This window comes from Devosia sp. (genome assembly GCF_039927955.1).
Taxonomy (GTDB): Bacteria; Pseudomonadota; Alphaproteobacteria; order Rhizobiales; family Devosiaceae; genus Devosia.
In genome coordinates, this window is record NZ_JBDSUA010000044.1 from 34,172 (window position 1) to 53,973 (window position 19,802).

21 protein-coding genes and 1 pseudogene are annotated in these 19,802 nt (G+C 61.0%); 15 read left to right on the forward strand and 7 right to left on the reverse strand.

Annotation, left to right across the window (positions count from 1 at the left end; genetic code table 11):
* The first annotated feature begins 105 nt into the window (after positions 1-105).
* The 9 genes from ABIT12_RS11960 (at position 106) to ABIT12_RS12000 (ending at position 7,827) form a co-directional block, all read left to right on the forward strand.
* Complete coding sequence (locus ABIT12_RS11960; RefSeq protein ID WP_348044654.1) at positions 106-1,386, forward strand: acetyl-CoA C-acetyltransferase; 1,281 nt, start codon at positions 106-108, stop codon at positions 1,384-1,386.
* A gap of 3 nt (positions 1,387-1,389) precedes the next feature.
* Entirely contained in the window at positions 1,390-1,554 is a 165-nt protein-coding gene (locus ABIT12_RS11965) for a hypothetical protein (RefSeq protein WP_348044656.1), read from the forward strand.
* 52 nt (positions 1,555-1,606) lie between these two features.
* On the forward strand, positions 1,607-1,798 hold the full coding sequence (locus ABIT12_RS11970) for an antitoxin (protein ID WP_348044658.1): 192 nt from the start codon (positions 1,607-1,609) through the stop codon (positions 1,796-1,798).
* Positions 1,798-2,076 carry a type II toxin-antitoxin system RelE/ParE family toxin gene (locus tag ABIT12_RS11975; protein ID WP_348044660.1) on the forward strand — a complete coding sequence of 93 codons (279 nt, stop codon included), beginning with the start codon at positions 1,798-1,800 and terminating at the stop codon, positions 2,074-2,076. Before ABIT12_RS11970 ends, ABIT12_RS11975 begins: the two co-directional genes overlap by 1 nt.
* Positions 2,077-2,259: 183 nt before the next feature.
* Complete coding sequence (locus ABIT12_RS11980; protein ID WP_348044662.1) at positions 2,260-3,885, forward strand: peptide ABC transporter substrate-binding protein; 1,626 nt, start codon at positions 2,260-2,262, stop codon at positions 3,883-3,885.
* Between the two features lie 98 nt (positions 3,886-3,983).
* The gene (oppB, locus tag ABIT12_RS11985) at positions 3,984-4,907 is read left to right on the forward strand and encodes an oligopeptide ABC transporter permease OppB (protein WP_348044664.1); all 924 of its coding nucleotides are present in this window, start codon (positions 3,984-3,986) and stop codon (positions 4,905-4,907) included.
* 3 nt (positions 4,908-4,910) lie between these two features.
* Complete coding sequence (locus ABIT12_RS11990; RefSeq protein ID WP_348044666.1) at positions 4,911-5,837, forward strand: ABC transporter permease subunit; 927 nt, start codon at positions 4,911-4,913, stop codon at positions 5,835-5,837.
* Positions 5,837-6,820, forward strand: a complete 984-nt coding sequence (locus ABIT12_RS11995; RefSeq protein ID WP_348044668.1) for an ABC transporter ATP-binding protein — start codon at positions 5,837-5,839, stop codon at positions 6,818-6,820. The genes ABIT12_RS11990 and ABIT12_RS11995 overlap by 1 nt, the downstream gene beginning before the upstream one ends.
* Positions 6,817-7,827 (forward strand): dipeptide ABC transporter ATP-binding protein, encoded by a 1,011-nt coding sequence (locus ABIT12_RS12000; RefSeq protein WP_348044670.1) that lies wholly within the window; start codon positions 6,817-6,819, stop codon positions 7,825-7,827. The genes ABIT12_RS11995 and ABIT12_RS12000 overlap by 4 nt, the downstream gene beginning before the upstream one ends.
* A gap of 2 nt (positions 7,828-7,829) precedes the next feature.
* Here ABIT12_RS12000 and ABIT12_RS12005 read toward each other — a convergent pair whose 3' ends face one another.
* Positions 7,830-8,390, reverse strand: a complete 561-nt coding sequence (locus ABIT12_RS12005) for a response regulator (protein WP_348044672.1) — start codon at positions 8,388-8,390, stop codon at positions 7,830-7,832.
* 194 nt (positions 8,391-8,584) lie between these two features.
* Here ABIT12_RS12005 and ykgO point away from each other — a divergent pair, with 194 nt between their 5' ends.
* The 3 genes from ykgO (at position 8,585) to ABIT12_RS12020 (ending at position 9,791) form a co-directional block, all read left to right on the forward strand.
* A complete protein-coding gene (gene ykgO, locus ABIT12_RS12010) occupies positions 8,585-8,710 on the forward strand; it encodes a type B 50S ribosomal protein L36 (RefSeq protein WP_046139985.1) in 126 nt (41 codons plus the stop codon).
* Between the two features lie 102 nt (positions 8,711-8,812).
* Positions 8,813-9,244 carry a hypothetical protein gene (locus ABIT12_RS12015; protein ID WP_348044675.1) on the forward strand — a complete coding sequence of 144 codons (432 nt, stop codon included), beginning with the start codon at positions 8,813-8,815 and terminating at the stop codon, positions 9,242-9,244.
* Between the two features lie 136 nt (positions 9,245-9,380).
* A complete protein-coding gene (locus ABIT12_RS12020; protein WP_348044677.1) occupies positions 9,381-9,791 on the forward strand; it encodes a hypothetical protein in 411 nt (136 codons plus the stop codon).
* 85 nt (positions 9,792-9,876) lie between these two features.
* Here ABIT12_RS12020 and pyk read toward each other — a convergent pair whose 3' ends face one another.
* Positions 9,877-11,313: a pyruvate kinase gene (pyk, locus tag ABIT12_RS12025; protein WP_348044679.1), complete on the reverse strand. Its 1,437-nt coding sequence runs from the start codon at positions 11,311-11,313 to the stop codon at positions 9,877-9,879.
* Complete coding sequence (locus ABIT12_RS12030) at positions 11,310-11,927, reverse strand: DUF1036 domain-containing protein (protein WP_348044681.1); 618 nt, start codon at positions 11,925-11,927, stop codon at positions 11,310-11,312. The genes pyk and ABIT12_RS12030 overlap by 4 nt, the downstream gene beginning before the upstream one ends.
* Positions 11,928-12,096: 169 nt before the next feature.
* Here ABIT12_RS12030 and ABIT12_RS12035 point away from each other — a divergent pair, with 169 nt between their 5' ends.
* Entirely contained in the window at positions 12,097-12,360 is a 264-nt protein-coding gene (locus tag ABIT12_RS12035) for a DUF2312 domain-containing protein (RefSeq protein WP_348044683.1), read from the forward strand.
* A gap of 38 nt (positions 12,361-12,398) precedes the next feature.
* On the opposite strand, the gene ABIT12_RS12040 is transcribed toward ABIT12_RS12035, so the two are convergent.
* The gene (locus ABIT12_RS12040; RefSeq protein ID WP_348044685.1) at positions 12,399-13,043 is read right to left on the reverse strand and encodes a cysteine hydrolase family protein; all 645 of its coding nucleotides are present in this window, start codon (positions 13,041-13,043) and stop codon (positions 12,399-12,401) included.
* A gap of 118 nt (positions 13,044-13,161) precedes the next feature.
* Between ABIT12_RS12040 and ABIT12_RS12045 the strand changes: the two genes are divergently transcribed.
* The gene (locus ABIT12_RS12045) at positions 13,162-14,118 is read left to right on the forward strand and encodes a helix-turn-helix domain-containing protein (RefSeq protein WP_348063350.1); all 957 of its coding nucleotides are present in this window, start codon (positions 13,162-13,164) and stop codon (positions 14,116-14,118) included.
* A 120-nt stretch (positions 14,119-14,238) separates the two neighbouring features.
* Entirely contained in the window at positions 14,239-15,312 is a 1,074-nt protein-coding gene (locus ABIT12_RS12050; RefSeq protein WP_348044689.1) for a histidine kinase dimerization/phosphoacceptor domain -containing protein, read from the forward strand.
* Here ABIT12_RS12050 and ABIT12_RS12055 read toward each other — a convergent pair.
* The 3 genes and pseudogenes from ABIT12_RS12055 to ABIT12_RS12065 form a co-directional block, all read right to left on the reverse strand.
* Complete coding sequence (locus ABIT12_RS12055) at positions 15,309-15,536, reverse strand: flagellar basal body rod C-terminal domain-containing protein (protein ID WP_348044691.1); 228 nt, start codon at positions 15,534-15,536, stop codon at positions 15,309-15,311. The two genes, ABIT12_RS12050 and ABIT12_RS12055, sit on opposite strands and share 4 nt — an antisense overlap.
* A gap of 73 nt (positions 15,537-15,609) precedes the next feature.
* Positions 15,610-17,540 (reverse strand): annotated as a pseudogene (gene dxs, locus ABIT12_RS12060) (1-deoxy-D-xylulose-5-phosphate synthase).
* A gap of 166 nt (positions 17,541-17,706) precedes the next feature.
* Entirely contained in the window at positions 17,707-19,365 is a 1,659-nt protein-coding gene (locus ABIT12_RS12065; RefSeq protein ID WP_348063352.1) for a DUF882 domain-containing protein, read from the reverse strand.
* Positions 19,366-19,802 lie beyond the last annotated feature (437 nt).

Consider the following 19,802-nt stretch of genomic DNA (forward strand, 5'->3'; position numbering starts at 1 on the left):
CTGCGCTCCGGTGCTCACGTAGTAATCTACGCTGCGCTCCGGTGCTCCCCCAACACCTGTCTCGTTGCGGCCTGACGCCTTTGCAAGCCAATTTCGAGGTAAGAAATGACTGAACTCCGGAAAGTCGCGATTGTCGGATCGGCGCGTATCCCGTTTGCGCGTGGGCACACTGCCTATGTCGAGGAAACCAACCTGTCGCTGCTGTCGACGACGCTGCGTGGCCTGGCAGATAAATATGGCCTCAAGGGCGAAAAGATCGACGAGGTGATGGCGGGGGCGGTGATCGGCCATAGCCGCGATTTCAACCTGGCGCGCGAGGCATCGCTCGATGCCGGATTTTCGCCGCGCACGCCAGGCACGACGATCCAGATCGCCTGTGGCACCAGTTTGCAGGCGGCGTTGACGCTGGGCGCCAAGATTGCTTCGGGTGAGATCGAAAGCGGGATTGCTGCGGGGTCCGATACGGTCAGCGATAGCCCGATCGTGTTCGGCAACAAGTTTCAGCACCGGATGATCGATCTGTCGCGGGCGCGGAGCACTGGCGAGAAATTCAAGACCTTCAAGGGCTTTTCGTTTGGCGAACTGACGCCGGTGGCACCATCGGTGAACGAGCCGCGTACCGGGATGTCGATGGGCCAGCATTGCGAATTGATGGCGCGCGAATGGGGCATTACCCGCGAGGCGCAGGACCAGTTGGCCTATCGCAGCCACCAGAATGCGGCCGCCGCCTATGATGAAGGCTTTCACGACGACCTGCTGGTGCAATGCGCTGGCCTGGTGCGTGACAATAATGTGCGCGCCGATACGACGCTGGACAAGATGGCGACGATGAAGCCGGCGTTCGACAAGAGCTCTGGTCATGGCACGCTGACTGCCGCTAATTCGACGCCGCTGACCGACGGTGCGTCGTCAGTGCTGCTGGCCAGCGAAGATTGGGCCAGGGCGCGGGGCTTGCCGGTGCTGGCCTATCTGACCGTGGGCGCAGTGGCGGCCAACGATTTTGCCGCTGGCGAAGGGCTGTTGATGGCGCCGACCATTGCGGTGTCGGACATGCTGCGCCGGGCCGGACTGGGCTTTGACGACATCGATCTATTCGAAATCCACGAGGCATTCGCGGCGCAGGTCTTGTGTACGCTCAAGGCTTGGACCGATGCGAAATACAACAAGGACGTGCTGGGGCGCGATGTGCCTTTGGGCGCGATCGATCCGGCCAAGATCAACGTCAAGGGCTCGAGCCTGGCGTATGGCCATCCATTCGCGGCGACTGGCGCGCGCATTCTGGGGTTGACGGCCAAGCTGCTCAACACCCAAGAGAAGAAGCGCGCGCTGATTTCGGTTTGTACGGCCGGTGGGCAGGGCGTTGCGGCAATTGTGGAGCGCGCCTGACGCATGTCCGATAACGTCATCAAATTCCGTAAGATCGAAAAGAAGCCTGACCCGAAGCAGCCCAGGAAAAAACCGGAATTACCGGGCTGGCTGCCTTGGGTGGGGCTGATTGTCGTGGCCTTGGCGATCTATGGATTGCAGCGTGCCGGGATTTTCGGTGGGCAATAGGCCCGCTTGACAGCGGCGCGCGTCGTGCCAAGCTATGGGGCAGGAGATCGCCATGACCACCAAGCTCGATCCGATCATCTCGGAATTTGACACCCAGGAAGATGCCGACGCCTATGACGTCTGGTTTCGGGCGAAGGTGCAGGCGTCACTGGATGATCCGAGGCCTGGCATCCCGCACGATCAGGTTATGGCCGAGCTTGATGCCATAATAGAAGCAGCAGCTAAGCGAAAAAAGTCGGCGTAATGGCGCTCGACGTCATCTGGTCGTTGCTGGCGCGCGAGCAGGTGCAGGACCTCATCGGCTACATTGCGGAACGTGATGGCGATGCAGCGCGACGCTTGCGCGAACGGTTAGAGGCGGTCGTCGTCCCCCTGGCCGAACACCCATACATGTATCGTCCCGGACTTGTGCCAGGCACACGCGAACTGCTCGCACACCCCAATTACAAGATCGTGTATCGCGTCAAGGCCGACCACATCGACATCGTTTCCGTGCTTCATACCCGCCAGCAGTACCCATGAGCCTTACTCACGTCCCTGTGCTTGACGTTTAGGTCAACTTTCGCTTGTCAGTGGTCGGTTTATGGCGATACCGTCCATCAATCTTGACCATTGGGTAAAACCCCTCGGTCTTGCATTGCCAATCCGGCCGATCGAGCCGGAGCCCAGACGACATCAGGACCTCAACAAGGAGATGGGACGAGCATGAACCTCACACACATCCTCAAAGCTGCCGCTGTTGCGAGCGCGCTCATGTGTACCACAGCGCTGACCGCCAATGCGGCCATGGTGCCGGAAGGCACCAAACTGGCCGATGACCAGACTTTCAATTATCGGGTGCTGGACACCATCAATTCGCTCGATCCCGATATCGTGGAAGACGTCGACACCTCCTACGTCGTGCTGAACCTGTTTGAAGGGCTCTATAACGAAGACGCCAAGGGCAATCCCGTTCCAGGCGCTGCCGAGAGCTATGACGTGAATGCTGACAATACCGTCTATACGTTCCACTTGCGCGATGCGCAGTGGTCCAATGGCGATCCGGTAAAGGCCAGCGACTTCGTGTTCAGCTGGCAGCGTGCCGTCGATCCGAAGACGGCCTCCAACTATTCCTATTTCCCGGGCCTGGTGGGCGTGAAGAACGCCGATGATATCGTCGCCGGTAAAATGGCGCCGACAGAACTGGGCGTCAAAGCGATCGATGACAAGACGCTGGAAGTGACGCTCAACGCTTCGGTGCCGTATTTCGTGCGTACGCTGGCCCATGCCACGCTGTTCCCGGTGCCACAGGCGGTGGTTGAAAAGTTCGGCCTCGACTGGACGAAGCCGGAAAATATCGTTGGCAACGGCGCCTATGTCCTGGCCGAGAACAAGGCCGGCGAGCGCGTGACGCTGAAGCGCAATCCGAAGTACTGGGACAATGAGCACACCGTGCTCGAGACGGTAAACTTCCTCACCATCAATGACGAAAACGCTGGCGTTACGCGCTATCAGGCTGGTGAAGTGGACCAGACCGACGTGCCAGCTGGCCAGTTCCCGGCGCTGCAGAAGCAGATGCCGGACGAGACGTTCTCGGTGCCGCAGCTGTGTACATATTACTTCGATATCAACTCGACCCCGAACGCTCCGGAAGCGCTCAAGGACGTTCGCGTTCGTCAGGCACTGTCTTACGCCATTGACCGCGATGTGATCGTCAAGAACGTGCTGCAGGGCGGCCAGACGCCGGCCTATTACTTCACCCCCACCGCCACTGCCGGCTTCCAGCCGCCGGAACTGCCCTATGCGGCGATGACCCAGGCCGATCGCGACGCCAAGGCCGTCGAGCTGCTGACGGCCGCCGGTTACGGCAAGGACAATCCACTGACCATCGACTACATCTACAACACCTCCGAGGCCCACAAGAAGGTGGCGACGGTGGTGAGCCAGATGTGGAAGGAAAAGCTGGGCGTGGTGATGAACCTGCAGGACATGGAATTTGCCAGCCTGCTGGATAAGCGCCATCAGCGCGATTACCAGATGGCGCGCGACGCCTGGTGCGGAGACTATAACGAAGCCTCGACCTTTGAAGGGCTGATGGATTCGACGTCGTCGCAGAACAATGCCGGCTATTCCAATCCGGATGTCGACAAGCTGCTGCTGGCGGCCAAGACCTCCAAAGATCCCAATGTTGAGTACAAGCAGATCGAAGAGCAGGTCGCCAAGGACGTGCCGGTGATCCCGATCTATTTCTACGCCAAGGTCTTCCTGCAAAAGACCAGCATCAAGGGCTGGCCATACGATAACGTCGAGCAGACGTGGTACGCCAAGGACCTCTACAAGGTCGCCGAATAGGCCTCAATCGATACGGACCCCGCGCCAGGAGCGCGGGGTCCGGCGCATCGATTGTTTCGCAGCCAAAGGCCGGCCATGCCCATTCAAGGCGCACTCCCATGTTGAAATTCATTCTGCGGCGCATCGCTATTGCGGTGCCGACGCTGCTGTTGCTGATTGTCATGAGCTTCTTTCTGATGAAGCTGGCGCCGGGCAATCCATTCCAGGGCGAAAAGAACCTGCCCAAGCAGGTGATGGACAATATCTACGCGCGCTATGGGCTGGATAAGCCTGAGTGGCAGCAATTGCTGGAATATGTCTGGAATGTTGTGGTGCATTTCGATTTTGGACCGTCGTTCAAATACAAGGACCGCACCGTCAACGAGATCATCGCGCAGGGCTTTCCGGTGACGCTGACCTACGGGTTCTGGGCGTTCCTCGTCGCCTCGACGGTCGGGATTTCGCTGGGGACGCTGGCGGCGATCCGCCAGAACAGCTGGATCGATTATCTGTCGGTGGGTGTGACCATCGGGGCGCAGGTGCTGCCCAATTTCGTGCTGGCGCCGATCCTGGTGCTGGTGTTCACGCTGGGGCTGCACTGGTTGCCGGGCGGCGGCTGGTACAATGGGCAGTGGCAATATGTGGTGCTGCCGGTGATCGCGCTGTCGGCAACCTACATGGCCAATATTGCGCGCATCATGCGTTCCTCGATGCTGGAAGTTCTGGGCTCCAATTATATCCGCACCGCCCGAGCCAAGGGTCTGCCGGGCTGGCAAGTGATCCTCAAGCACGCGCTCAAGCCATCGTTGTTGCCGGTGGTTTCGTATCTCGGGCCGGTGTTTGTCGGCATGATCACCGGCTCGGTGGTGGTGGACCTGTATTTTTCCACGGGCGGTATCGGGCAGGCTTTCGTCAACAGCGCGCTTAATCGCGATTACTCGACCATTCTGGGCATTACCATTCTGCTCGGGGCGCTGACCATTGCGGCCAATCTGGTCTGTGACGTGCTCTACGCCGTGCTCGACCCCAAGATCAGGTATTAGTTCATGGCCCTTGCAGATAGCCGTACCGCCGGGCTCAACGAGGCGGTCAAGCAATCCAATGCCAAGGGGCGGTCCCTGTGGCAGGACGCCGGACGGCGGTTCGTGCGCAACAGGGCGGCGGTGGTGAGCGTATTCATGCTTGCCGCCATTGTGCTGTTCACCTTCATTGGCCCAATTTTTTCCAAATGGTCGATCGAAACGGTCGACTGGAACATTCTGGGGATGATTGCCGAAAAGGGTTATCCCTCGATTGAAACCGGGCATTATTTCGGCACCGATGAATCGGCGCGCGATCTTTATTCCCGGGTCATCCAGGGCACCCAGATTTCGCTGATCGTGGGTATTCTAGCCGCGGCGATCGCGGTAGCGGTGGGCACGTTCTACGGTGCCGTGGCCGGCTATTTCGGTGGCCGCATCGACAGCGCCATGATGCGTTTTGTCGATATCATCTACTCGATCCCCTACATGTTCATCATCATCCTGCTGTTGGTGATCTTTGGCCGCTCATTCGTCATGCTGTTTTGCGGCATCGGGCTGATTTCGTGGCTGGGAATGGCGCGCATCGTGCGCGGGCAGACGCTGGCCCTGAAAAACCGGGAATTCGTCGAGGCGGCGGTGGCCTCGGGCGTGCGCCCGCTGACCATCGTGTGGCGGCATATCATGCCCAATCTGCTGGGCATCGTGGCTGTCTATGCGACGCTGCTGATCCCGGAAATGATCCTGCTGGAATCGTTCATCTCGTTTCTGGGGCTAGGTATCCAGGAGCCTTATACCTCGCTGGGTGCGCTGATCAGCGACGGGGCGGCGACGATGAGCCACGGCGAAATCTGGATCCTGGCCTTCCCGCTGGCATTCTTCGTGGTGATGCTGTTCAGCTTTTTCTTCGTGGGCGATGGCCTGCGTGACGCGCTCGACCCAAAGGATCGATGATGGATCAGGTTCTCAACGTCGAAGACGTATCGGTGAGTTTTGCGCTGCATGAGACGCAGGTGCAGGCGGTGCGCGATCTCAACTTTGCGCTGGAGCGCGGGGAAACCCTCGCCGTAGTGGGCGAAAGCGGTTCGGGCAAGAGCCAGGCGTTCCTGTCGATCATGGGGCTGCTGGCGCGCAATGGCACGGTCACCGGCAAGGCGATGATGGGTGGGGTGAACCTGATCGGCATGCCGACATCGCAACTGGACAATTATCGCGGCAAAGACATTGCGATGATCTTCCAGGACCCGATGACCTCGCTCAATCCCACGCTCAAGATCAAGACCCAGCTGGCCGAGGTTTTGGTCAAGCATCAGGGGTTTGATCGGGCCAAGGCGATACGCGTCAGTATCGAGATGCTGGAACGGGTGGGTATCCCCGAGCCGGCCAAGCGCGCCGATTCCTATCCGCACCAGTTGTCGGGCGGCATGCGGCAGCGCGTGATGATCGCCATGGCGCTGCTGTGCCAGCCGAAAATCCTGATTGCCGACGAGCCAACGACCGCGCTCGACGTCACCGTACAGGCGCAGATGCTCGATCTGTTCAAGACGTTGACCGACGATTTCGGTACTGCGCTGGTGCTGATTACCCATGATCTGGGCGTGGTGGCGGGCGTCGCCGACCGGATGATGGTGATGTATGGGGGCAGGGCAGTGGAGAAGGGCACGGTCGACGACCTGTTCTACGATCCTCGCCATCCTTATACGCTGGGCCTGCTGCATTCGACGCCGCATGTGGGCCACAAGGTGCGCCGGCTGAACCCGATCCAGGGCGCGCCGCCGAGCCTTGAGCATCTGCCCAAAGGTTGCTCGTTCAACCCGCGCTGCGCGTTCTGCTTTGATCGGTGTCTCGAAGAACGTCCGGCGCTGCTGCCAGTCGATGGCGGGCGCGAAAAGGCGTGTTTTTATGAAGGTCCGATGACCTATGAGCGGGTGGCGTGAGCATGAGCACTCTTCTTGAAATCCGCGACCTGAAAAAGACCTTCTCGATTGCAGGTGGGCTGTTTTCGCGGCCGTTGGTGTTGACGGCGCTGGAAGATATTTCATTTTCGATCAAGACCGGGGAGACGCTCGGCATCGTGGGCGAAAGCGGCTGCGGCAAGTCCACCCTGGGACGGTGCATCCTGCAATTGCTGGCGCCCGATGAGGGGCGGGTGCTGTGGCTGGGACAGGACCTGACCAAGCTGCCGGCAGAAGAAATGCGCAAGCGGCGGCAGGATTTGCAGATCATCTTTCAGGATCCGCTGGCTTCGCTCAATCCGCGCATGACGGTGGGCGATATCATCGCCGATCCGCTCAAGGCGCTACGGCCCGATATCGGGCGCGAGGAGCGGCAGGCGCGGGTGATCAGGACCATGGAGGCGGTGGGGCTGCTGCCCGAAATGATCAACCGTTATCCGCACGAGTTTTCCGGCGGGCAGGCGCAGCGCATCGGCATCGCGCGGGCGCTGATCACCGAGCCCAAGCTGATCGTCTGCGACGAGCCGGTTTCGGCGCTCGACGTCTCGGTGCAGGCACAGATCCTCAATCTGCTGGCTGACCTGAAGGATGAGTTCGGGCTGACGCTGATCTTTATCAGTCATAACCTCAGCGTCGTACGGCATGTTTCGGACCGCATTCTGGTGCTGTATCTGGGGCGGATCGTCGAACTGGCCGAAGGCGACGATATCTATGACGATCCCAAGCATCCCTATACCAAGGCTCTGCTGACGGCGGTGCCGCTGCCCGATCCGAAGCTGGCGCGGCAGCGCAATATCGATGCGTTGCGCGGGGAAATTCCGTCGCCGATCAATCCGCCGTCGGGCTGTACATTCCGCACCCGATGCCGCCATGCCAAGCCAATCTGTGCGGAACAACGGCCACTGTTGGAGTCCATTGGCGGGGAGCGGCTGGTGGCGTGCCATCGCTGGCGCGAGATCGAGCTACCGGAAGGCGTCGTCAGCGCCTGACGTCAGGCGGTCTTGGCCGGTTCGCTGTCGGGCGTGACTGTCAGCGTCGTCGCGGGTCGGGTGCGGCGCTCGCCTTCGGTCAATTCTTCGACGGTTTTGCGGCGGCGGTCGGGGCCATTGTAGTCGGCTTCGACAATGAAGCCGCGCGGGTTGGCCTCGATCGAGGTCAGCCGCGTTTGCAGATGATTGGCGGCAAACGGCTTGCGCAGGAATTCGGTGACACCGGCGTCCCGCGCCGCGGCGATGCGTTTGGCGTCGGGCGCGGCGGACATCATGATCACCGGCGTCAAGCGGTTCTGGTTGTCTTCGCTGGCGCGCAACTGGCGGGTGAAGGCGACGCCATCAAGGCCATCCAATGCGTCATCGATGATGATGACATCAAAAATGCGGCGGCGTAGCTCGCGCATGGCACGACCGGCATCATTGGCCTCGCGGATATCGCGGCGACCCAGGCCGCGCAGCATGGTCCCGACCAGCGTGACCATGTTCTGATTGGGATCGGCGACCAGGACGCCGTGCTTGGAAATCTGTTCAACTGCCATGGCGGTACCAAAAAATTCCATGAAATCAGTGTCTCAGACTAACCTATGCAGATGACTCCGCCGTTAAGGTGGGGCAGGAAATGCTGCAGTGCGGGACGCCCCAGACATGGGGAAAACTGTTGGTTTGGCGCGTTGACAGATGCGGGCAAGTTCCCTATGTTCCGGCCAAGTTTTCGGGCGCTCGGGCGCCCCTTTTATTTAACTGAGGTTATACGATGAAAGTCCGCAACTCGCTGAAGGCGCTGATGACTCGCCACCGCGCGAACAAGCTCGTCCGCCGTCGCGGTCGCGTCTATATCATCAATAAGGTCGACAAGCGCTTCAAGGCGCGCCAAGGCTAAGCAGCCTTTGACGTCCTGACTTCAAAGGCCCGCGCAAGCGGGCTTTTACTTTTCCGGGTCCACCAATGTGCCGTGCGAGGAGGCGCGGACGCGGAGTTTGCCATGCGGCGATCACATACGATTACTACCCAGATCAAATGCTCTCTTGATGAGGCCTATGCCTATCTGGCCAATCCTCGCAATTTTGCGGAATGGGCTGCGGTTGATCCGCAGAGCTATCGCAAACTGCCCAATGGCGACTGGGTCGGTTTGACCTCGGCTGGATTGCGCCACTTCCGGTTTGCGCCGCTCAATGATTATGGCGTGCTCGACCATGCCATGTTCGTGCCCGGCGGCGCGCTGATGTACACCCCGATGCGGGTGGTCACCAATGATGGCGGCTGCGAAGTGCTGTTTACCTTCCATTGCCGCGAAGGGATGACCGATCTCGAATTCGATTCCACACTGGAATGGATCAGCACCGACTTCCTGACGCTGAAAAGCGTACTGGAATCGCGCTCGAAAGGGACGGGGCCGGTTGGGCTCAGCGCCTGACTGCCCACGGTCGGCTGTTCGTTATTCCATATAGATAAAGATAAAAAACATTCTTCCTGCGCTGATTGCGGGTTGAATTTGTTGGCGCGATGCGGAATCGTACAGCTGCTATGTTGTTGGTGTCATTGAGGTTTGCGTGCTTAAGTCCCGAACCTTGACAGTGCAGATCAATCGGCCAACGCCCGAGGTCTATGCCTATATGGTGGACCCGGCCAACCTTACGAGCTGGACGGTCGTGCAGGACGGCAAGCCAGAGCCGTCGCTTGGCGAGCTGGTTTGGTCATTTGGCGGGCAGCGTGGCCGGGTGACGGTGTATTTTACGCCAGCCAATCCATTCTTCGTGCTCGACTACCGGATGACCATGGGGCCGCATACCGTCATGGTGGCGCATGTGCGACTGATGCCCAATGGCGCAGGCAGCGAGCTGGTCCATACCTCGGTGCAGCAGCCGGGCGTTTCCGACGATTCCTTCGCGTCAGAAGGGGAGTGGATGATGGCCGACCTGCTGGTGCTCAAGAATTTTCTGGAAGGCCGGCGTCCGGTCTAAGGTTGCTGCCGCAATTCAGACTGGAAACAAAACGCCCCGCAGCATGGCTACGGGGCGTGACATTTGGGCGGCAATACAGCTGGTCTTAGCTCGAACCAGCGCCATCCTGGCGGACGAAGGCGATGCGCAGCATGTTGGTGGCGCCAGGGGTGCCCAGCGGAATGCCGGCGGTGATGGCGATGCGATCACCCGGGCGGGCAAAGCCCTCCTGATAGGCGATGACGCAGGCGCGATCGACCATGTCTTCAAGCGACACGGCATCCTCGGTCTGCACGCAATGGACGCCCCACACCACCGACATGCGGCGGATGGTGCGCTGGTTGGGCGACAGCACGATGATCGGCTTGGACGGCCGTTCGCGCGCCGCGCGGATGCCGGTGGAGCCCGAGGCGGTGTAGGTGACGATGGCGGCCAGATCGAGCGTTTCAGCAACCTGACGGGTCGCTGCCGAGATGGCGTCGGCCGCAGTGGCTTCCGGTTCGGTCTGGCTGGCACGAATGATGCCACGATAGTTGGCGTCGCCTTCGACAGCGACAGCCACCTTGTTCATGGTCGAGACTGCTTCGATCGGGTATTGGCCCGAGGCGGATTCTGCCGAAAGCATGATGGCATCGGCGCCTTCGAACACGGCAATCGATACGTCCGAGACTTCGGCGCGGGTCGGCACCGGCGAGGTGATCATCGATTCCAGCATCTGGGTGGCGACAACCACTGGCTTGCCATAGCGGCGGGCCATGCGGATCATACGCTTTTGCAGGCCGGGCACGGTTTCGAGCGGCAGCTCGACGCCAAGGTCGCCGCGGGCAACCATGATGGCATCGGACAGCTTGATGATTTCTTCGAGGCGATCGATGGCCTGCGGCTTTTCGATCTTGGCCATGACGCCAGCACGGCCCTGGACGATCTTGCGCACGTCGATGATGTCTTCGGGACGCTGCACGAAGCTGAGGGCGATCCAGTCGGCATCGGCCTTGAGGCCTTCGAGCAGATCGGCATGGTCCTTTTCAGTCAGTGCGCCAGTGGGCAGCAGCGTATCGGGGAGCGAAACGCCCTTCTTGTCGCTGAGCTTGCCGCCATAGATCACTTCGGTTTCGATGGCACCGTTGCCCACCTTGGTGGCCTTGAGTGCCAGCTTGCCATCATCGAGCAGCAGCCGATCGCCGACCGAGACGCTTTCGATGATTTCGGGATGGGGCAGATAGACCCGGTCGATGGTGCCGGGGATATCATTGCTGTCGAGGATGAACTTCTGCCCGGCAACCAGCTGGACGGCGCCTTCGGCAAATTTCCAGACACGCAGCTTGGGGCCTTGCAGATCCACCAGAATACCCAAGGGATGATTGAGCTTCTTTTCGACGCCACGAATGATGGCGACGGTCTTGTGCAGCAACTCGTGGCTGGCATGGCTCATATTGATACGGAACACGTCCGCGCCAGCACGGGCGAGTTCCTCGATCATCTTCTCATCGCCGCTGGCAGGCCCGAGTGTGGCGAGGATCTTTACGCGTCTCATGCGTCTCATTGTGTGTCCGTGCTTTCGCTAGCTTGAGGGGCGGCAGGCGGCGGTGTGGTATTCGGCGCTCCGGCCGGAGGGGGCGGTGGCGGTGCGCCGCCCGGAACATCGTTTGGATCGACCAGCATGCGCGGGTCTTCCATGTTTACGTCTTCAGCGGGGCTGACAACGCTGGGGTCTCCGCCGTTGTCGGTTAGCTGCAAGGTCCAGTCGGTGCGCTTTTGTGTATCGATTTCAAAGAACCCGGTGCGCTCATAGCCCCGCGCGAGGCAATCCTCAACCCCGAATATTGTGAAGGTTTCATCGCGGGTGCACATGAACACCGATCCGTCCCATTCGCCACCGCCAATGTCATCGACGGCATAGATATAATAATAGGATCGATCGGCCAGACTTCCCTGGAACAGCACCCGGCAATCACCGGGCGGGGCCTGCCACCATCCTTCGGACTGCCAGCCCCGTTCGGCGCGATAACCGAGCGCCACCGAGACCATGTTGCGCGTTTCATTACAGACGCGCAGATCGGCGTGAGCAGGAACTGCAAAAAACAGCATGCTGGAAAACAGCGCGCCGACAAGGCTCAGACCGAGACGGATCAGGTGCAATGGCGTGCCGGAAAACATGAAAACAGACCTTGGTTTGAGCCCATGGGGCGGCGTGGTGTCAACCGCTAAACGCGGATTTGGCCGAATTGCGGGCATGCACCGGACGGGGGTGTGGATTGGGGCATAAAGCGCTTGAACCCCGCGCCCGGCTGATGTTGAACCATGGTCCAAACGAAGAGGACAGATTATGGCCGAAGAGAGTGTAGCCCAGGACCAGTTGCGCGCGTTCATCGAACGCATCGAGCGCATGGAAGAGGAAAAGGCCGCGATCGCTGCCGACATCAAGGAAATCTATGCCGAAGCCAAGGGCAATGGCTTCGACACCAAGGTGATCCGGGAGATCGTGCGGATCCGCAAGCAGGATGCCAGCGAGCGCCAAGAGCACGAAGCCATTCTGGAACTATACCTGTCGGCACTCGGCATGGTCGCGGGCGTTGCCAACGACGACTGATTGATAGTGCCCCGCCCCAGCGGGCGGGGCAAAACTCCCTATTCGGCGGCAACGCGCCGACCGCGGGCAGCCTGGTTGGAGTCGTAGATATCGCCACGCAGGGCCGACGTGCCCTTGGCCAGATGCGTTGCCCACTCGGCGGTGTCGAGCACCGCAGCGAAGCGGGAGTGGATAACCACGGTCATCACTCGATGGATTTCCTCGGCGGTGACGCTGCCGGCGGCGTTGGCATAGGGCAGCGAGCCGCTGGCATCGCCAAGATATTCGACCTTGAAGCCCATATGGGCGGCGTGGATCACCGTCGACAGATTGCAATTGTGGGTCATGTAGCCACAAACGGTGACCGTATCGATCTGGTGGCTGCGCAGCCAGAGTTCGAGATCGGTGCCGGTAAAGGCGCTGGGCATGGTCTTTTCAATGTAGTGGTCGCGCGCCCGGCGGGCGATTTCCGGGTGCAGAGCGGCCCCATGGGAGCCTTCGGCGAATACCCTGGCAGTTGCCGACTGTATCATCTTGATAACGACAACGGCCACGCCATTGGCGGTTGCAGCATCCATGGCGTCGGCGACGCGCTGGACGCTCTGGCCAAAGGGCGGAAATTCGATCGGCAGATTGCCACCGGCGTCATAATCGTTTTGCACATCGACGACGATCAGGGCGCGGCGAGGCTGGGTGGTGGTCATCCGGGTTCTCCTTGGTGAAGCGATGGTCCGAATTTAGCACCAGTCCCGCCGTGCCAACAGTGACCCAATTGACAATAAACGATAGATATGGGCCAATCTGGGGAAGTCGGGGACCATGATGCTTTCGCCCAAAATTGCCGTTGTCGTCTTTGCGGGGATCAGCCCGCTGCACCTGTCGATACCCAGCGCGGTGTTTGGCGAGGATCGGCGGTCGCTGGGGCTGCCGCTGTTTGATTTTTGTGTCTGTGCCGAGCAGCAGGGTGGGCTGCTGCTCAAGACCGGTCTGACGATCGTGGTCGAACACAGGCTTGAGGCGCTGGACGATGCCGACATCGTGGTGGTGCCGAGCTGGCGCAATTCGGCCGAACGGCCGGCTGGGCCGGTGCTGGAGGCGCTGCGCGTGGCGGCGGGGCGAGGCGCGATGATTGTCGGGCTGTGCCTGGGGAGTTTCGTATTGGCGGAGGCCGGATTGCTCGACGGGCGGGCGGCAACGACGCATTGGACTGCCGCCGAGCTGTTGCGTCAGCGCTATCCGGCGATCGAGGTGCGGCCGGATGTTTTGTATGTCGATGAGGGCCAGATACTGACCTCGGCGGGGGTTGCTGCGGGGCTGGATTGCCTGCTGCATGTGGTGCGGCGCCTCTACGGGGCCGAAAGCGCGGCGCGGTTGGCGCGGCATCTGGTGGTGGCGCCGCACCGGCAGGGTGGGCAGGCCCAATTCATCGAGCGGCCGATTGCTGGCCGCGATGGCGATAGTCGCCTAGCTCTGGTGATCGAGACCATTCGGCACAATGTTGCCGGTCCGCACGATATCGATGGCGCTGCCGCGCTGGCGCATATGAGCCGGCGTACCTTTACCCGGCATTTCCAGGCCTCGACTGGCGTGACCTTTGCGCAATGGCTGCTGGAAGAGCGGCTGCTGCTGGCGCGGCGGTTGCTGGAAACGACCGGACAGTCGATCGAGGACGTGGCCCAGCAGGCAGGCTTTGCCACGGCTGCCTCATTGAGACAGCACTTTGCATCACGGCTGGGGACGACGCCGGCGCGGTACAGGCAGGAGTTTGCCCTGGCCTAAGCTAAATGCGCGCACCGATGCCCGCGCGACATAGAGCACGAAACAGGTTACGCTGGAGACGGGTCGTCCGCTCACGCTTGCTGCGTCATGTCGCGCCCGGATCGGATCGGCTTTTCAGCCATGAACCTCGTCGAAAATCTGGCCAATGCGCAAACTCTGGCGCAGGCTATTGTCAATACCATTCCCGAACCATTTCTGGTGCTCGATGGCAAGTTACGGGTGCTGGCCGCCAGCCGGTCGTTTTACTCCACCTTCAAGGTGAATATGGAGCAGACGCAGGGTCAGCTGCTCTACGCGCTGGGTGATGGCCAGTGGGATATTCCGGCGCTACGGCTGCTGCTTGAAACCATCATTCCAGAGAAGACCTCGATGGATGATTTCGAGGTGGAGCATGACTTCCCCAATGTCGGCCTGCGCACCATGCTGCTCAATGCCCGCAAGGTTTTGTACGATGACAGCTCCAGCGCCAATATTCTGCTGGCGTTCCGCGATGTGACGGCAACGCGCATCATCGAGCGGGACAAAGAGCAGCTGCAAAAGCGTACCGACGAACTGCTGCATCAAAAGCAGGTATTGTTGCAGGAGATGCAGCACAGGGTTGCCAACAGCCTGCAGATCATTGCCAGCATCCTGCTGCTGAAGGCTCGTGCGGTCACTTCCGAAGAGGCCAAGCTGCAACTGCGCGATGCGCATCAACGGGTGATGTCGGTGGCCGCGGTACAACAGCATCTGCATGCCTCGGAGGGCATCGACCAGATCGAAGTGCGGTCCTATCTCACCAAGCTGTGCGAGAGCCTGGTCGGTTCAATGGTTGGCGAGAGCCAGCCGATCAGTGTCACCGTGGAAGCTGATGTCGGCATGATCGTCTCGGCCGACGCTGTCAGTGTCGGGCTGATTGTCACCGAACTTTTGATCAATGCCATCAAATACGCCTTTGTCGCCGGCCGCACCGATTGCCAGATCAAGGTGAGTTATGAAATCAACGGCACTGATTGGAAGCTGGTGGTAGCTGACAATGGCAGCGGCAAAGCGGCGGAACCGGTTGGCAGGAAGGGTGCGCGACTGGGCACCGCAATCATCGGCGCGCTGGTTTCTCAACTCGACGCGCAGGTATCGACGGTGAGTTCAGACAAGGGGATGGCCGTGACAATCACCCATGCCACGTTCATATCGCGGCTGCCGCTGGCGAGCTAGGCCAGGATATCGATGGCGGATTTCAGCATGTCGCCGCCGGCCCTGGCCATCTTGGCATTGGCTTCAAATTCGAACTTGGCCTGCAGGACGTTGATCATTTCGCCGGCGACATCGACATCGCCCGAACCGTCGCCGATCCGCGCGATTTTGGAAGCGCTGGACTCCAGGCGCGACGTGGCGGCACGCATCCCGTAATTGGCACTCGAAATAACCGACATACTCATGGCTTTACCTCGCGAGCGCAGTGTAGCGAGGATACGTTGGTGATTGGTTTATAAGGCGACGCAATTTAACGGTTTATTGCGCTTTGGCGAGCGCGGCGATTATCGAGGCTTCGTCATAGCCCAGTGCCAAGAGTGCCGAATTGACGATGCCCGCGCGGTCGAGCCCAGCATCGGCATACATATCGGCTTGGCTGGCATGCTCGACAAAACGATCCGGGATCATCAACGGGAGAAAGCGCAGCTTGCCATCGAGTAGGCCGCTTCGGGCAAGCCAAGTGGCGACGTGGCTGCCAAAGCCGCCAATCGAACCCTCCTCGACTGTCAATAGCACATCGTGCGTACTCGCCAGCTTGACGAGCAGCGCCTCGTCGAGCGGCTTAAGAAAGCGCGCATCCGCTACGGTCGGATTGAGGCCAAGGGCAGCCAACTTTTCGGCGGCGGCGATCGCTTCGCCGAGGCGGGTGCCGTAGCTGAGGATGGCGATGGTCGAGCCCTGGCGGACGATGCGGCCCTTGCCAATGGGCAAGGCAATGCCGCGTACCGGCAGTTCGACGCCGGTGCCGTCGCCACGCGGATAGCGGAAGGCGATGGGGCCGTTTTCGTAGGCGGTGGCGGTGGCCACCATATGGCGCAATTCGGCTTCGTCGGCGGCGGCCATCTGGACGATGCCGGGGATGGCACCGAGATAGGCGGCGTCATAATTGCCGGCATGGGTGGGGCCATCGGCGCCGACATAGCCGGCGCGATCGATGGCGAAGCGCACCGGCAGGTGCTGGATCGCCACGTCGTGGATGACCTGGTCGTAGGCACGCTGCAGGAAGGTGGAATAGATGGCGACGAATGGCTTCATGCCTTCGGTGGCCATGCCGGCGGCGAAGGTGACGGCGTGCTGTTCGGCGATGCCGACATCGAAAATGCGGGTGGGGAAGACTTCGGCGAATTTATCCAGCCCGGTGCCGGTGGGCATGGCGGCGGTGATGGCGACGACCCGGCTATCGTCGGTGGCTTCCTGGATCAGGCTTTCGGCGAAGACATTGGTGTAGGACGGGGCATTGGAGGGCGCCTTGGCCTGCGCACCGGTGATGACGTTGAACTTGGAGACGCCGTGATATTTGTCGGCAGCGTCTTCGGCGGGGCCATAGCCCTTGCCCTTTTGGTGACGACGTGAACCAGGATCGGGCCGGTGGGCATGTCGCGGACATTGTCGAGCACCGACAGCAGGCCATCGAGATCGTGGCCGTCAAGCGGGCCGACATAGTAAAAGCCCAGCTCCTCAAACAGCGTGCCGCCGGTGAAAAACGAGCGGGCGAATTCCTCGGTTTTGCGGGCGGGCTCGTACAGCATCCTGGGCAGTTTGCTGACCACGGTTTTGGCGGCTTCGCGGGTGCCGCGATAGACCGGGCCGGAGACCAGGCGGGCAAGATAAGTGCGCAGGGCGCCGGTGGGCGGGGCGATCGACATGTCATTGTCGTTGAGCACGACGATCAGGCGCGCATCCATGGCGCCGGCATTGTTCATGGCCTCATAGGCCATGCCGGCCGACATGGCGCCATCGCCAATGACGGCGACGACGTTGCGCTTGATGCCTTCGAGTTCGGAGGCAACGGCCATGCCCAGGCCAGCCGAAATCGAAGTGGAGGAGTGGCCAGCGCCGAACGGGTCGTATTGGCTTTCGGCGCGGCGGGTGAAGCCGGAAAGACCATCCTTCTGGCGCAGGGTGCGGATGCGATCGCGGCGACCGGTGAGAATTTTGTGCGGGTAGGCCTGATGGCCGACATCCCAGATGATCCGGTCGTGCGGGGTATCGAACACGGCATGCAGCGCCACGGTGAGTTCGACCACGCCCAGGACGGCGCCGAGATGGCCGCCGGTGACCGAGACGGCGTCGACCATTTCGGCGCGCAGTTCGTCGGCGACCTGGCGCAGTTGCTCGCGCGGCAGGGCGCGCAGATCGGCGGGCGCGTTGAGCGTGTCGAGCAGGGGGGTGTGCGGCTTATCGCCCAATCGTGCGGTCCTTTACGACACAGCGCCTCAGCATGCGCTGGCCGGCAAATTAAGAAGCAGCATCAGGCGCAATTATGGCGCGGCGCTGCATTCAAGCAATAGTGGCAGCGCCATAGCTTTGCAATCGTGATGGCCGCGATGGGGCAAAGTGGGGCGCGGAAGTGGCCTAACGGAACGCCACGGCCAGCGGCTTGCTGACGATGAACCGCTCGCTGCTGAAATCGGGAGGGACGTCGCCGATGCCCATGACGGTGACATAGTCGCCCAGTTCGGTTGCCGGGCTGAAATCGGCTTCGTCGTGATCAAAGATCACCGCAAAGTGGTCCGAGGTCATCGCCACCGGGGTGAGGAAGACTTCAGCGACGTGTTCCAGATCGGGCGCGACCAGATCGACATGGCGCATATCGGTGACGCTGGGGCGTTCGGCCAGCGCCAGGGCGACCGGCGCACTGGTGCCATGTTCGGCCACGGCGCCCCAGGTCATGTCAAACAGGCCAACCAGCGGAGCGAGTTCATTCTTGCCGCCGAGCGAGGCGGTGCGCAGGCCACTGGCGCCAACCAGGGCGCGCGGCTGGGGTTTTTCACTGGGCAGGGGCGGCAATGCAGCCGTCGTATTGCGCTGGATAATCAGTTCGAGCGCCTTTTGCGCGCCGGGTTCGGCGGGGGCAGGGGCATAGGCGGTGACCATATCGGCGGGCTGATTGGTCATCAGGGTGCGGGCGGCGGGGAGCGGTGCGCCCAGGGCGGCGAGCGCGGTCAAAGCGGTTTCGTTACCTTGCCCAGCAGGCAGCGAGGCGGCAGTAGCCACCAGCAGCGCCTGGGATTTCATCGCCGGAACCGGAGCAATCCGGGCATCGGCGACGGCGCCGTCTTCGAGCGGCGTGCTGCCGACGCGGGAGAATGGCATGACGTCTGGCTGCGGTGCTGCAGCGACTTGGGCGATGCCGCCCAAGGCTGCAGGGCGGGCCATTGGGGTCGGCGCTTCGTGTGGCAAGGCCGGTTGCGGGATCGAGGCGACCTGGATGGTGGCGGGCGCTGACTTGCCCTTGGCGTCGCCGCCAAACAACATGTCGGAAAGGGTCTTGGTGGGGGCGCCGTCATCGGCGCTGGCAACCATGGTGCTGCCGCCGGCGCCATTGCCACAGGGCACGGTGTGGCACTGCTGCCATTGCGCCATGGCGTAGCTGCGCCCGGACTCGGATAGCGGTTTGCCATCGGCTGGTAGATGCAGGGTCTTGCCATCGGGGAATACGGCGGCCAACTGGGCGCGGGTCATGCGCGGCCAGGCACGGACATTGCCGGTGTCGAGATGTACGAAGGGGCTGCCCGAGGTTGGATAAAAGCCGACGCCACCGACCTGAAAGCGCATCGCGGTGGCGCGCAGCTTGGTCAGCGAGATGCCGGGGATGAAAAAGTCCATCGCGTGGCCCTTGGTATGCTGGGAATTTTCAGCAACACCGGAGCCCGGGCGAGACCGGAGCATTTCATTGGTGGTGGGCGAGCGATAGGCCGAAACGATGTTGATCGGCTGGGTGGCGCCCACGGCGTTGTAGACCTGCCAGATAAGATCGAACAGCGGCGGGTCCATCTTGGTGGGCTCGTTGCGGCGCCAATCGCGCAGGAAATAATTGAGCTGGTCGAGGCCGGATTTGACAAACTGGCCATTGCGCTTGAACACGATGCGCGCGGTTTCGCCAGTGTGGGTGTAGTAGAGATAAAGCGCGCGTTCGCTGGCTGCGCTGGCTGGCACCACGGTCTGGCCCAGCAGCGTCGCAAAACTCATAAGGGCGGCAAACACAAGCCGCGCGATACGGTGCCGCTTCAAAAGAGATTTCCCCACCACAGTCAACACTGCCCGAACTACCAACTCATTACTGGAAGACGTTAGCGCAATTTCGATTAGAAGCTATTAACGCTAACGCTTGGTGTACAGGCCACTGTTGAAGCCTCAGGAAGGTTTTACGGGCAAAAATCGGCTGAACCAAGGCGAAAATGTAAAGCAGACGTTAAGACGCGCCGCGCGGCGATGGCCGGCGGGTTCGATCGAACGGCGATGGCGAGACCGGAACCTCGGGGGTAGTAAGTGTAGAGATGAAGCTCAAGTCTCGCCATCGCGCCGGGACTTTGTACGGGTTCGGAGTGAGCCAGCTGTCTTCCCCAGCGTTGAGCTTCCGAATGGACCGCCTGAGATGAGCGACCCCATCCCCCCGACTGTCATCCCCACTCCTTCACTCGTCATGACCGCGTTCCGGTGGGGTGATG